We start from the raw sequence: 13,599 nt of genomic DNA on the forward strand, positions 1-13,599 counted from the left end.
TGGCGAAGCCAATAGCTGGCGGCAAATCGACGTTTGGACACATTCCTAAAGCTCAGCGAGCAGGGCCGCTCGACAGGCACAAGCACTTGATCGATCTCGTTGCCGGAAACCTCATCGGCGCGGAAAGAGAACCTCGCCCATTCCAAGCACCGCGTTGTCGCCGCCATATTTATGTGGTGCGCTCCCCAGCAGCGGCCGTTTCAAAATGCCTTCGGCGATCAGATGACGATCGATGACGGTGGCAAAAACGCTCTCGGGCGCGCCACACTCGACGAAGCTCGGCGACAGATGTCCTGGCGCGCGATCAAGAAGGATCGAACCGCGACGCATCAGGTAGCCGGGCATTTCACCGATGCCACCGGCTACCACCAGCGTGCCTGCGATCATGCGGCTGCCGGCATAGTCGCCCGAGCCTTTCAGCACCGAGATCAGACCGCGCCGCATCCGGTCCGCGGCGAAGGCGCCCGCCCTGCCCCTGACGATCAGCACGCCGCCATTCATGCCGGCCAGTTCGCCGACGAGCGGCGCACCAAGGTGATCGCCGGCATTACCTGTTATCTCCAGCCTGCCGCCGCGCATGCCAGAGCCGGCGTGCGGCCCCGCATTGCCTTCGATCGTCAGCTTGCCGCCGCGCATGGCGCGCCCGGCCTGCGCGCCAGTATTGCCGATCACGCGAACCGATCCACCTCCCATGCCTTGCGCCACCCGGTCGAGGCGCGTGCTTCCACCTTCGAACACGATGCTTAGCGGATCGCTGCCGGCGAGGCGAAAAATGTCGCCCACCTTCGATCCGTGCTTCGACATGCCGATCCGGATTTTTTCGATATCCCGTCTTTCGCTCCCAGCAAGCCGCTCCGGCGTCAGCGGCGACAGGTCGAGGCGCTCAGGCGGTTCGGCAACAAGAGTGAAGGTCAGCGCCTTCATGGCAACATATCCTTCAGCGAATAGATGAACTTACCGAGCTTGCCGCCGTAATTGCCGGCGCCGATGCGAACCGCGCCTTTCTTCGGTCCGATCTGGATGACGGCGTTGATGCCGGCCTTCATCGCCGCGGCAACGGCATCATTGGTCTCACCATCAATGACGATTTCCAGGACGGCGTTGATGTCGGGGCCGAGCTCACTCGCAACCACACCGCGCAGTGTCGGCGCGTAGGCTTCGTTGGCCGAGGCGATCATGCCCTTGTATTTGCCACCTATCTTGGAACCCGAACGGGCGATGCCGCCCGGGAACGGCACGATGGCACCGGGCACCATTCCGATCGCGGCGACCGCGACCTCGGCCGCGACCAATGCGTTGGCGCTGCTTTCGGCCATGACAAAGAAATTGCCGCCGCCGACGGCTTCCTTCGTCAGTCCGGTTGTTGCCTCGCAGAGGAATTCACCATCCATGACGGGAATGCGCCAGAAATGCCTGTCGCCGATCTTCTTGGAGATTTGCCAGCCGTCGCCGAAATAACGCAGTGCCGAACCGAGCTTGAGCTTAGCGCTGCCCTCCAGCCGGCAAAGCAGGCGGAGCCCGGCGAAGTCAAAACACACTGCCCGACGCGATTGAGCAGTTGCTTCTGCAATTCATCGGTTCCCATCGCGAAGATCATCACGCGGCAGCCGGGCCGGCCATCCGGGGTGGCTGACGGCGGCAGGTCGGCATCGATTGCCGCTTCGCAGCCGCAACCGATTACCGAGGTGGCGAAGCCGGTCATCGTGATCGCCGCCTGCCGTGCCCATTTCCGGTTCGGCGCGGTGATGATGATGGCGGTTGCCCGCATCCCAAAGGCTTCGGCAAAAGTATCGTCGATCGTTACGCCATTTATGCTCACGTTCGGCATGGCACCTCGCCGAATGGCTGTTCACGCGCAATAGCGGAATCCGGGAAATTGAACCAATCCAAGGACAGGCCGTAGCGCTGCTGGTGATAGTCCTCCAGACGCCGCACCATCGCCTTGTCCACAGGTGGATTAAGCCTGAGGGCCTTGCCCCAGCGGTAATGGATGATCTCCCCGTCCTGCACGACGAGATCGCCATCCTTGAAAACATAAGCCGCCTGCCCGAGCATTTTCGCGATACTTTCGTTCCTGCGATAGACAGCGATGTCGGCGATCGCGCCGGCGCCGAGATGGCCTCGATCCGTCAACCCGAGCAGCCTGGCCGGCGCTGCACGCGTCATGATGGCGATTTCCTCGAACGTGTATTCGCGGTCGATTGCGGACAGGGTAGAGAGCGCTAACGCGGATCGTGAAAGTCCAGCGGCCATTTCGGTGCGTGCTTCCCGCCTCATCAGCAGCTCGAACAGAGCCGGATAAGCGGTAAAGGGTGCACCGTTGGGGTGATCGGTGGTGAAGAACACACGCCAGGGATCGTCGATGAGGAGAAAAAGCTCGAGCCCGATCGCCCACTGCATCGTGCCATAGAAGTCCTTGCCATAGCTGTAGGGCACGATGCCGCCGCCATTGCCATCCCCGTCATGAATGACGGACTTTTTCGGATGCGCACTGCCCCGCGCCGAGAACTGCCGCATGACGTCGGAGGAGACCGTGACCGTCTGGCCGAACATCACCTGACCGATATCGATGGTGACTTCCGGAGTCGTGTTGATAAGCTCGGCAAGCCGCGCGGCGGCGGAGGAAAATCTGCGCTTTCCTTCCGTGCCATAGCCATAGAACTGGAGGTGGGCGAGGTGCATCGGCAGCCCATCCGCCGCCGCAATCGTCGCGGCCGCCGTGTCCGCAGATCCGGGGATGCCCAGATTGTTGCAATGGACATGCAAAGGATGTGGCAGGCCAAGATTGTCGACGGCGGCCTGCAGCGTCTTGACGATGTTGCGCGAGCTGACGCCGTAGGAAGGCACCACATCGTCCAGCGCGAACGTGCGTGCGTTTTCCTTGAAGGCGGCCGCTGCACCGGCGTTGATCACCTTGACCCCGAGCGCTCGCGTCGAGGCGACCGTCCAGGCGACGTAGTCCTCGATCATTTGAGGTGTGGCGGTGTCACGGATCATTGACAGCAGGAAGTCGTCGTTGCCGAGAATGGCGAGCGTCGCCTTGTCGATGATCGGGATGTCGGCCAGCTCGAGATGGGTGTGGAGTGCAGATCCCGGCGACATCGCCGGTTCGACGACCGTCGTGAAGCCCATCTTGGCGTAGAGACAGCCGGTCTGGAAGGTCGACCAGCCGGCATTGGAGAGCGGCGTCGTCGCCGGTCGCGCCTGATGGGCGGCATGCTGTTCGGGCAAGAGAAGCCGCGCGGTATTCACGTTACCGCCGCCAATGTGGGAGTGGATGTCGATGGCGCCCGCCATCACGATGCAGCCGGCGGCTTCGATGGTCCGGTCGGCCACCCCCTCAGCCGGCGCCGCGACGATCTTGCCGTCCTTGATCCACAGGTCGCCCTTGCCGAGACGGCTGTTGACGGGGTCGACGATGTCGCCGTTGGCAATTTTCGTCAGCATGGCAATGCCTCGGCGAAAACCCGACTGGCGACCAGGCGAATGATCGTCGCGGCGGAGGGCAATTTCGAAGCAGCGCGGGTATCAGTCGACTTCAGCGAGCCGGTACGGCTGGAATAGACAACCGCATCGTGATCGACTCCAGCTTCGCCAATGGCGATGGTGACCGCGGCGCCTGCGACCGGCTCTTCCGTTTTAGCCAGCGCAATCAGTGCCATGCGTCCCCTTTTTCTCGGGAGTTGGGCAACCGTGGCGGAGATCCGCAGGTGCAGGTCGGCTTCGCCGGCGGCGATCATGCGCGCCACATCGTAACGCCAGGGATCGAATTCCGGGAAGCCCCGCGCAAAGCCCGTGCGCAATGGAAAACCTGTCATCCAGGTCGAGGCGAGCACGCTTCCCCACCCGTTTTCGCTCGCGGGCAGATGAAGACCAGATGCACGTGATTTGCGATTGAGATCGGCGATCAGCCCCTGCAGCATCTCCAACGCCAACCCATCGGTGGCGTGGCCTGAAAACAGGAACACGGGAAAGTGCGCAGCCGCCAGAGCCTTGGCGAAATCGTTGAAGTTCGACACCGGTCGCGATGTTTGCCGCCCCTTGTACTGCGCCCTCAGCGCCGCCAGCGTGGCGCCGAGGCTAGCCTGGCCACAGGAAAGGAGCGTTGCCTTGCGCCCGTTTTTCAACGGCGGCGCGGACACCCCGTTCGATCCCACCAGGAAGAACTCGCGCTCAATCCCGGTCGAGAGATCGGGAACCGTGCCAGCGAGTTCGGCAACAAGATCATGATGGGTTTGTGCGAGTTCGCCCACGATCACCACGATATCGGCACGCCGGCGCGTCTCCCCAGGGGCGACGGTCATCGCGCCCCTGTCGGTAAAAAGCATGGTCTCTCGGGCAAGTGCCGCGCCGTCGGTGTGATCGTATGCCGCGCCAAGCCGCTCGGCCAGCGCGATCGCCGCCCTCGTGCCGTGTATGTCCGTATCAAAGCTGAAAACCGGGCACCGGCTTGACGATAACAGCGACGCGGCATGCGCAGCCGCGCGCTCGACCAGCGCTTCCCGGTTGCCTATCCAAGCAACCGCCATTCGCTACACTACTTTCTGGTGCCGGCCCGATCCTAGACGAAACTGGATTGGCCGTGAACCCCGCTTGCCAGCAGATTAACGAATGTTTTCATACGCTATCAACAAACTCCGACCGCGCTTAATCATATTTGATGTAAGCGAAGCGTTGATCGCTCGCCGGAGTTCCCTCCAGCGCTCCGCCTTCCTTGGCCGGCTGCCACTGGACAACGTCCTCGATCTTTCTCGCCAACTCGAAGTCCTTCTCGGTGATACCCTTCGCCGCGTGATTCATCAGGCGTACCTCGACCCAGGCATAGGAAGCGGTGATATCGGGATGGTGCCACGCCGCCTCGGCGAGATGGCCAACCGCGTTGATGACCATCAGCGTCGACTTCCAGCTGTGGGTCTTGTATTTGCGCCGGATCCAGCCGTTTTCGTAGCGCCATTTCGGCAGCTCTTTCTCAAGCCGGTCGGCAATCTCGGCATCCGAATAGACCTTCTCCTTGACCGTTTCGCTCATCTCGACCTCCCCGAATTGCTCGGTCCGTCAACACGACAGGCCAAGCAGAAACATGAATGCACTCTCTTTGGCTTGCTCCCTCGACGAAAACAGTTATCATCGTGTCGGGCACCTAAACTTCCATGATGCATCCATGATGCACCCATCGGGGGGCAGATGTCGAATTTTGTTACCGTACGAGTGCCCGCTCGCCTTCACCTTGGCTTCCTCGATCTCAATGGCGATGCCGGACGTCGCTTTGGCAGCGTTGGGCTTCCGTTGAGTGAACCCGAAACCGTTGTCACCCTGTCGCGGTCCGGCGAGACCATAGTCGAAGGTTCCGAGAGCGTTCGCGCCGGTGAGCACTTGTCGACGCTCTGCAGGCATCTCGGCATTCGCGGCCAGCACCATTTGGTGATCGAACAGTCGATCCCGAGTCACGCCGGCCTTGGGTCCGGCACGCAGATCGCCCTTGCCGTCGCCTCTGCATTGCGAACGCTCCACAACCTGCCTCTCGATGTCGCCGGCGACGCGACCCTGCTCGAACGAGGCGGCCGATCTGGAATCGGCATCGCAAGTTTCGAAGACGGCGGCGTGATTGTCGACGCGGGCAAGGACGAGCGTGGCGGACCGCCTCCGGTCGTGGCGCGGCTGCCGTTTCCCGAAGAATGGCGCGTCATCCTCATCCTCGACCATGCCGGGCATGGACTGCATGGCGAGGCAGAGGTCGCGGCGTTCCGTTCACTGCCACCCTTCCCGACGGCGGGCAGCGGCGAGATCTGCCGGAGGGTACTGATGGGTATCATGCCGGCCTTGGTCGAGCGCGATCTTGCGGCATTCGGCGCTGCCGTCACCGCGATACAGATGCTGATTGGCAGCCATTTCGCTCCGGCGCAGGGCGGTGTGTTCACCTCAAAGCGGGTCGAGATGGTCGCTCACCGTCTCAATAAAGCGGGCGCCGTCGGGATCGGCCAGAGTTCCTGGGGACCCACAGGGTTTGCCTTCGCGCCGTCGCATGACGCCGCGCTCAAATTCGTCGGCGCGGTTCAGAAGACAGCCGTTGAAGACGGCCTCCAGATCAAGATCGTCAAGGGCAGGAACTCCGGCGCGGAGATCAGTTCGACCGGACTCGGTCTCGTCGGCAGCTGACGCTTCAGATTCCAAGCAGAAAGGCGAGAAATGGCCCGCAAACATATCCTGCATATGCTGACGCCGTTGAAGCACATGAGCCCGTTCGACGTGAACATGGCGCTCGACGCTGGCTTCGACAGCGTGGTCCCCTATGTCGATGTCGACCTTGGTGAGGTGACAGGCCTGGTTCAGGACGCGATCTTTTCGCGCCCGCCGGATGCGGGTGTCGATACCGGCATCTTTATCGCCGGGAAGGATGCTTCGTTGGCGCTCGACATGTTCGATGCCGCGAAGAAGGCGATGGTGCCGCCTTTCCAGGTTTCGGTATTTGCCGACCCGGCCGGCTCGTTCACCACGGCCGCGGCGATGGTGGCCAAGGTCGAAAAAGCGTTGGAGAAGAAATTCGAGCGCGGGCTGAAGGACACGAGGGTGGCTGTTTTCGGCGCCACCGGCGTGGTTGGCTTCTGCACCGCCGTCATCGCGGCAAGGGAGGGCGCCCGCGTCACGCTTGTCGGCCATGACGGCATCGAAAGGGTGAAACAGATCGCTGCCGAGATCAAAAGCCGATTCAAGATCGGTGTCGATGCGGCTGACGGATCGAGCGATGCCCGGAAAGCCGATCTGGTCGAAGCAAGTGAGGTCATATTGGCTTGTGCGAAAGCCGGCGTCCAGGTGGTTTCAAAGGCCCAGTTGAGAGGAAGCGGCTTGCTTATCGCCGCCGACGTCAACGCGGTCCCGCCCGCAGGCATCGAAGGATTGGCCGTCAATGCCAATGGCGACCCGCTAGAAGCGGCAAAGGTCGTCGGGATTGGCCCGCTTGCCATCGGCAACGTCAAATATAAGGTCGAGTCTGGCCTTTTCAAAAGAATGATCGAATCCGAAAAAACGATCGCGCTCGATTTCCAGGAAGCGTTTTCCCTTGCACGCGAGATTGCCAAATAGCGCCAGATCTCTGCTGATCGCGGCGATTTCAGGCCGGGCATTGGCCATGGCTGCGCGGCGTGCGGGCTATCGTCCGTTGGTCGCTGATTTCTTCTGCGATACCGATACGGTTGCGCTGGCAGAACGAACGACCAAGCTGCCAGGCAACCTACAGGACGGCATCGACGGCGAGCGCATCATCGAGACGCTTCGGGACCTGGTCGGCGAAGACCAGCCGGTCGCCGTCGTCCTGGGCTCGGGTTTTGAGCGGATGACGGAGACTGTCGACGCCGTCGCTCGCCATTTTCCGCTTGCCGGCAATCGCGGCGCGGCGATCAGCAGGATCAAGGACCCGCAATTGCTGGCCGCGGATTGTGCCGAACTCGGCATCCCACATCCGGAATTCCGGTGGGATCGACCGCCTGAGCCAGACAGCTGGGTGGCCAAGACCGTGGGCGGCGCCGGGGGTGGGCATATCAGACAGGCGGCCGGAGAAAGCCAGACCACCGGCCGCTATTTCCAGCGTTTCGTCGCCGGACGCAGCATCTCGGCCCTGTTCGTCGGCGACGGCCAGGCCGCGCGCATCGTCGGCTTCAGCCAACAATGGACTTCCCCCGTCTCCACGGCGCCCTACCGCTATGGCGGGGCCGTGCGGCTGAGACGCTTCGACCGCAAGCATGCGGCGGTCATCGGCGGCTGGCTTTCAGCCCTGACGCGCCGTGCCGGCCTGGTTGGATTGTGCAGCGCCGATCTCATTCGCGGATCGGATGGCTACAAGCTCATCGAGATCAATCCGCGGCCAGGCGCCACGCTGGACATTTTTGACGAGGCCGACGCGCCGCTGATCGAAGCACATCTGCGAGCTGCAACCGGCGGAACTTACCGTTTGCCATGCTTCGTCGATTCGATGGCTTCAATGGTGACCTACGCCGCGACGCCAATCGCGCGGTTTCCGTCGATTGCGTGGCCCGAATGGACCGCTGACCATCAGTCGCCCGGCACCCCTCTGATTGCCGGCGATCCCGTCTGCACCGTCTTCGCGCGCGGTCCGAACGCCGATTTGACCAGGCGGCTCATCAAGGGGCAAGCCCGCCGGTTGCAACGCCAATGGGAAGGAGACCGGACATGAAAGACGGTTCGGCATTCCTGAACGACAATGCACAGCGCATCGCTGACGGCATGATCAGCGACGCCGAACGGCTGCGGATCGCCGCTTCCAAGGGAACCTTGGGCGAGCTCCTTATCGATGTCGGCGCCGAGGCGCCCGGCAGCGTCGAGGCCGGGCTGCGCATGGCGGAGGCGGCGATGGGCGGTCTCGGCAGCGTTTCGGTGTTTATGGACCGCACGGAGCGGAAATGGCCGTTCACCGTCGAGGTGCGCTCGTCGCAGCCGGTACTAGCCTGCCTAGGCAGTCAATATGCGGGCTGGAACCTGTCTGCCCAGGACTATTTCGCCATGGGATCGGGACCGGCGCGGGCACTCGCCCGCGTCGAACCCCTGTTCGACGCGCTTTCCTATCGAGACACCGCATCGTCCGCCGTGCTTATCCTGGAGACTGCCAAACCGCCTCCCCCAGCAATCGTCGAGAAAGTGAGCAAGGCAACCGGACTGGCAACCGACAAGCTCACCTTCCTCTACGCGCCGACGCAAAGCCTTGCCGGCAGCCTGCAGATCGTTGCGCGCGCGCTCGAGGTTGCCCTGCACAAGGCCAACGATCTCAAATTTCCGCTGGAGAACGTTGTCGACGGCATCGGAGCGGCGCCAATCCCCGCCCCCCACCCGGATTTCCTGACCGCCATGGGCAGAACGAACGATGCCATCATCTATGGCGGCAGCGTCCAGCTCTTCGTAAAAGGGTCGGCAAAAGAGGCCAGCAACCTCGCGGAGAAACTTCCGAGCCGCGCCTCACGGGACTACGGTCAACCCTTTGCCGAGATCTTCAAGCGGTTCAAGGGGGATTTCTATGCCATCGATCCACTGTTGTTCAGCCCGGCCGAAGTGATCGTGACGGCGATCGAAACCGGCGATACGTTTCGCGCTGGCCGGCGTGATCCAAAGATGCTCGAACGGAGCCTCGGTTAGCATGGCGGCACAAAGAGACCCGTCCGTCATCCGCCACATCCGAGGCACCACATGATCCCTCGCATCCTGATCGTCAGCGACAATTCGGACACCGGCTCAAGTGGCCTCGCGGCAAGGCTTGGTCGACGGGGCGCTATTGTTGCAACCGTGCCGCTGGCGGCGATCGCGTTCGACACCGGCAGCCCGGGCGGACTTTCGATCCCCGGTTTCGGCGGTGCGCTGCCCGATGCCGTGCTCGTCCGTTCGATCGCCGCCGGATCGTTCGAAGCGATCACCCGGCGCCTCGGGGTACTGCACGCGCTGAGCCGGCTGTCGGTTCCCGTGTGGAATTCGGCGCAGGCGGTCGAACGCTGCGTCGACAAGTCGATGACGACTTTCCTCTTGAAAAATGCCGGTCTGCCAACGCCACCGACATTCGCCGTCGAAGGACTTGCCGCCGCCAAGGAGATCGCGGCGCAAGAGCTTCCGAAGGGACCGCTGGTGCTGAAACCATTGTTCGGGGCGCAAGGCCGCGGGATAAGGCTGATCCGTACGCTCTCCGACCTTCCCGCCGCAGACGAGGTGAACAGCGTCTACTATCTCCAGCATTATGTGTCGCGCGCCGGCCCGCCTTTCCGGGATTTCCGCGTTTTTGTCTGCGCCGGCGAAACCGTGGCGATGATGAGCCGCAGCAGCGACGACTGGATCACGAACGTCAACCGGGGTGGCGTGCCGGAGCCGGTTTCGGGACCTGGCAAGGCTGAGCTGGCATCGCTGGCTGTCGCCGCGTCGGCTGCCGTCGGCGCGGATTTCGCCGGCGTGGACATCGTGCGAGCCGACGATGGCAGCTTGTTCGTACTCGAGGTGAACAGCATGCCCGCCTGGTCAGGACTGCAATCGGTGGTCGCTGTGAACATCGCCGAAGCGATCGCCGATGCCCTGCTGAAATTCCTGGCCGACCGCACCGAAGCGACCGCCGTGCCGCGGCCCTTCCGTTTCACCGCGCCGGCGAATTCGTAACGGAGCGGCGGCAGGATGATGCTATCGCGTGAACGCCTCCGGGCTAGCTACAAGGATGCCTGCCGGATGGAGATCGAAGCTCTGAAGCCGGGCAACGTCCACCTGTTCGCCGACGGACACGGCATGTCCGCCGCCCAGTTCATGATGAGTGCCGAGGTTTCGTCCGAGCCGCTGACCGATCCCCGCCTCTCGGTCGGGCAGCGCATGCTGGAGGCGGTGCGTGCGACACGCCTGGCGGTAGCAACCAACACCAATCTCGGCATCGTCCTCCTGGCGGGGCCTCTGATAGGCGCCGCCGAAATGAGGAGTGGCAGCTTGCAGGACAATCTCGACTCGCTGCTGCGCGCGTTGAGCATGGACGATACCAGGGCAGTGTTCGAGGCGATCGCCATGGCAGCGCCAGGCGGCCTGGGAGATGCCGCGAATGATGTGCGGCAGGAGCCGAAGGTTCATCTCTTGGAAGCAATGCGGGAGGCTGCCGACCGCGATATGATCGCCCGCCAGTATGACACCTGTTTCGGCGACGTGTTCGGGGTAGGGCTGGCCGCGCTGGTAGGGGCGCTAGCTCGCGGAGAAAGCGGCATGTGGCCGACCGTGTTCGCCTATATGGCGTTTCTCGCAGGCTTCCCCGACAGTCACGTGGTGCGCAATCACGGAATTGAAGTCGCAAATCAGGCGCGACAGGACGCTCTTTCCGTTCAGGCGACGCTCCATGCCAACGGCGACGAGCCGTCACGCATTCGCCTGCTCATGGAGTTCGACCGCCGGCTGAAGGCGGACAAAGTAAACCCCGGCACCTCGGCCGATCTGAGCGTGGCTACTCTTTTAGTCCACACTCTAGGCACTCGCTTGCATAATCGCGGCGTTGGTGCTTGACTTCCAAAAGCGGGAGCTGTGCTTCCGCGGCTATCTAGCCAACCGGTCCGGGCAATCCGGGCGCTGCCAACAAGGATAGCTGTCCATCGAGCGCCTGCTCGGTTGCAGCGTCCGTGGACATCATAATTGTGTCTTGGAGGAAATTGGCATGGCAAAAATCTCGAAGGTAATGGTCGGTGAATCGCTGGTCGGGGACGGCAACGAAGTCGCGCATGTCGACCTGCTCATCGGGCCGCGAGGGAGCGCAGTCGAAACGGCATTTTGCAACGCCCTTACCAACAACAAGGACGGTTTTACCTCGCTTTTGGCGGTGATCGCGCCCAATCTTCAATGCAAGCCCAATACGGTGATGTTCAACAAGGTCACGATCAAGGGCGCCAAGCAGGCTGTACAGATGTTCGGGCCGGCGCAGCACGCCGTTGCGAAGGCCGTGCAGGACAGCGTCGCGGACGGGACCATTCCGGCTAACGAAGCGGACGACGTGTTCATCTGCGTCGGCGTATTCATCCATTGGGACGCGGCCGACGACGCCAAGATCCAGAAATACAACTACGAGGCGACAAAGGAGGCCATCCAGCGCGCTATCGCAGGAACCCCGACGGCCGCCGAAGCCACCGCTCAGCGCGACAACGTCAAGCATCCGTTCGCGGCCTAGACAAGAGACAGCCCCGCACAGGAAAAGCCATCTTCCGAAACGGATGGTCTGTTGCGCCGGCTGAAAAGGGTTCTGGGCTTTTGAAGCGACACTCCCGAAGGGCGCCCGCCTTTCGGGAGTGAGGAGCAACTATGATCAGGCGCCGAGCGACGCCAGGTGACCAGGTGTGAGCGTGGCGTTGTGCAGTGAGGTTGCGACCAGCGCTGCGGCGATGCCCATCGCTGACAATGCGTGGATATCGTTGTCATCGCGGACGCCGCCGGCCGCGATGACCGCCCGACTTCCCGCCTTGGCCTTGACCTCCTCCAGCCGCCTGAAATCCGGGCCGGCGGCCGCACCGACTTTGGCCAGCGTCATGACGATCACCTTTTGCGGCCAAAGCTCGGGCTCAGCGAGAAGAGAACGCGGTCCGCAAAAATCATCGCCAAAGAAGTCAAGGGACAGGATGAGATCGGGATGATCGCGAAAATGCCGGAGCAGCACATCGTCCTGCTGCGATTCGGAGCCCAACACGGGGTGCACCGAACGTTCAGCAAGCGCCGCCAGAAGCGTTTTCCTGTCTGCTACGCCGGCATCGACCCAGAGCTCAGGCGGCTGCGTCATCGCCCTCAGCCGGGCAAGTGCGTCGCTGTTTGGAGACCCGCCTCCGATGGCGTCCAGATCGGCGATGTAGAAGGTCGAAAAGGGATAAAGCGTGCGCAACCCCTCGGCGACGGCGAGGACATCGGAACTTCGGCTGAGCGGCGTAACGATCGGCCGGTAGCGATCGCGTTTTCCTTGCTGGGCGCGAACCACCTCGCCGCCTTTCAAGTCGAGAACCGGAATGATGCGCAACGTTTTTCTCGCCGACCAACTGCTGTCATGAAAGCTTGAAGTGTGGAAAAAAGAAAGAGCATCATTGCGGGCTTCGACATTGGCGGCGCGCATCTGAAGGTGACGCGCGCGCAAGGCGGCCGCATCGTCGGCGCGGTAACGATCGCCACGCCGCTTTGGCAAGGGTTGCATAGCCTGACCTCGGCCCTCGACGAAACAGCCCCGATCTATGCGGAAGCCGATCTCAACGCGTTCACCATGACGGGCGAACTATCGGACATCTTTGCGTCCCGCGATATCGGCGTGACGACGCTGCTGGGTCAGATTTCCAATCGTTTTCCCACAGGCGAAAAGCTGATCTATGCCGGATCATCCGGCTTTGTCGAGGTCGAGCAGGCAGCGCGGCTGAGCACTGATGTCGCCTCCGCCAACTGGCACGCGACAGCCTCTTTGGTGGCAAAACTGGCCGGCGATGCCCTGTTCGTCGATATGGGCTCCACCACCACCGACATTATCGCCATCAAGGACGGCGCCGTCGTCAATGAGGGCTACACCGATGCCGGACGGCTTCTGACTGGCGAACTGGTCTATACGGGATTTACCAGGACATTTCTGTTCGGCGTAGCCTCGTCTGCTCCTGTCCATCGAAGACTGACGCCATTGATGAACGAGTATTTCGCCTCGATCGCCGACGCGCACCGGATCCTGGGTGTGCTCGATGAGGAGGACGACATGCACCCTTCCGCCGACGGCAAGGAAAAGACCGTCCACGGCTCAATCGCGCGACTGGCGCGCATGGTCGGGCGCGACGCCGCTGAACTTTCGCCGCCGGAATGGGGTGAAGTCGCACGCTGGTTCAGCGAGCAGCAATTGCGGAAAATCCACGACGCAGCATCCCTGGTTGCCTGGGGTCTTGCTCAAGATGTTCCGATCGTCGGCGCCGGAACGGGCCGCTGGCAGATCAGGCGGCTGGCCGAGCGCATGGAACGTCGCTTTGTCGATTTCGCCGACATCGTCCCCGCCCATGACGCTGTTCGCGGCGAGGCCAGCCGCGCCGCACCAGCATCGGCGGTGGCGCTGCTGGCTGGATATCGATCGCAAGCAGCGTAGCGGCG

General features: G+C 62.4%; 13 protein-coding genes and 1 pseudogene. 8 read left to right on the top strand and 6 right to left on the bottom strand.

The window, feature by feature from the left end; translation table 11 throughout:
• Window positions 1-111 precede the first annotated feature (111 nt).
• From LB541_RS16740 to LB541_RS16760, 5 genes and pseudogenes are all read right to left on the bottom strand, one after another.
• Window positions 112-924 carry a formylmethanofuran dehydrogenase subunit C gene (locus LB541_RS16740; RefSeq protein WP_224619031.1) on the bottom strand — a complete coding sequence of 271 codons (813 nt, stop codon included), beginning with the start codon at window positions 922-924 and terminating at the stop codon, window positions 112-114.
• Window positions 921-1,828: pseudogene (gene fhcD, locus LB541_RS16745) on the bottom strand (formylmethanofuran--tetrahydromethanopterin N-formyltransferase). The gene LB541_RS16740 and the pseudogene fhcD overlap by 4 nt, the downstream one beginning before the upstream one ends.
• Window positions 1,816-3,447 carry a formylmethanofuran dehydrogenase subunit A gene (locus LB541_RS16750; RefSeq protein WP_224619033.1) on the bottom strand — a complete coding sequence of 544 codons (1,632 nt, stop codon included), beginning with the start codon at window positions 3,445-3,447 and terminating at the stop codon, window positions 1,816-1,818. The pseudogene fhcD and the gene LB541_RS16750 overlap by 13 nt, the downstream one beginning before the upstream one ends.
• On the bottom strand, window positions 3,441-4,259 hold the full coding sequence (locus tag LB541_RS16755; protein ID WP_224619035.1) for a tungsten formylmethanofuran dehydrogenase: 819 nt from the start codon (window positions 4,257-4,259) through the stop codon (window positions 3,441-3,443). Before LB541_RS16755 ends, LB541_RS16750 begins: the two co-directional genes overlap by 7 nt.
• A gap of 388 nt (window positions 4,260-4,647) precedes the next feature.
• Window positions 4,648-5,028 carry a 4a-hydroxytetrahydrobiopterin dehydratase gene (locus tag LB541_RS16760; protein ID WP_224619036.1) on the bottom strand — a complete coding sequence of 127 codons (381 nt, stop codon included), beginning with the start codon at window positions 5,026-5,028 and terminating at the stop codon, window positions 4,648-4,650.
• A gap of 156 nt (window positions 5,029-5,184) precedes the next feature.
• Here LB541_RS16760 and LB541_RS16765 point away from each other — a divergent pair, with 156 nt between their 5' ends.
• The 7 genes from LB541_RS16765 to fae all read left to right on the top strand — a co-directional run bounded on the left by LB541_RS16765 (window position 5,185) and on the right by fae (window position 11,671).
• The gene (locus LB541_RS16765; RefSeq protein ID WP_224619037.1) at window positions 5,185-6,156 is read left to right on the top strand and encodes a beta-ribofuranosylaminobenzene 5'-phosphate synthase family protein; all 972 of its coding nucleotides are present in this window, start codon (window positions 5,185-5,187) and stop codon (window positions 6,154-6,156) included.
• Window positions 6,157-6,186: 30 nt separating this feature from the next.
• Entirely contained in the window at window positions 6,187-7,080 is an 894-nt protein-coding gene (locus tag LB541_RS16770) for an NAD(P)-dependent methylenetetrahydromethanopterin dehydrogenase (protein WP_140566625.1), read from the top strand.
• Between the two features lie 46 nt (window positions 7,081-7,126).
• Entirely contained in the window at window positions 7,127-8,188 is a 1,062-nt protein-coding gene (locus LB541_RS16775; RefSeq protein ID WP_224619038.1) for an ATP-grasp domain-containing protein, read from the top strand.
• Window positions 8,185-9,141 carry a methenyltetrahydromethanopterin cyclohydrolase gene (gene mch / locus LB541_RS16780; protein WP_224619039.1) on the top strand — a complete coding sequence of 319 codons (957 nt, stop codon included), beginning with the start codon at window positions 8,185-8,187 and terminating at the stop codon, window positions 9,139-9,141. The genes LB541_RS16775 and mch overlap by 4 nt, the downstream gene beginning before the upstream one ends.
• 51 nt (window positions 9,142-9,192) lie before the next feature.
• Complete coding sequence (locus LB541_RS16785; protein WP_224619040.1) at window positions 9,193-10,140, top strand: RimK family alpha-L-glutamate ligase; 948 nt, start codon at window positions 9,193-9,195, stop codon at window positions 10,138-10,140.
• A gap of 18 nt (window positions 10,141-10,158) precedes the next feature.
• Window positions 10,159-11,016: a triphosphoribosyl-dephospho-CoA synthase gene (locus tag LB541_RS16790; RefSeq protein ID WP_318012622.1), complete on the top strand. Its 858-nt coding sequence runs from the start codon at window positions 10,159-10,161 to the stop codon at window positions 11,014-11,016.
• A gap of 148 nt (window positions 11,017-11,164) precedes the next feature.
• Entirely contained in the window at window positions 11,165-11,671 is a 507-nt protein-coding gene (fae, locus tag LB541_RS16795) for a formaldehyde-activating enzyme (RefSeq protein ID WP_140498176.1), read from the top strand.
• 135 nt (window positions 11,672-11,806) lie between these two features.
• Here the strand turns inward: fae and LB541_RS16800 are convergent, their stop codons facing one another.
• Entirely contained in the window at window positions 11,807-12,505 is a 699-nt protein-coding gene (locus LB541_RS16800; RefSeq protein ID WP_224619042.1) for a HisA/HisF-related TIM barrel protein, read from the bottom strand.
• Between the two features lie 42 nt (window positions 12,506-12,547).
• On the opposite strand from LB541_RS16800, the gene LB541_RS16805 reads away from it, so the two are divergent.
• Window positions 12,548-13,594, top strand: a complete 1,047-nt coding sequence (locus LB541_RS16805; RefSeq protein ID WP_140515157.1) for a hydantoinase/oxoprolinase family protein — start codon at window positions 12,548-12,550, stop codon at window positions 13,592-13,594.
• Window positions 13,595-13,599 lie beyond the last annotated feature (5 nt).

This window comes from Mesorhizobium sp. BR1-1-15, assembly GCF_020165475.1.
Lineage (GTDB): Bacteria > Pseudomonadota > Alphaproteobacteria > Rhizobiales > Rhizobiaceae > Mesorhizobium.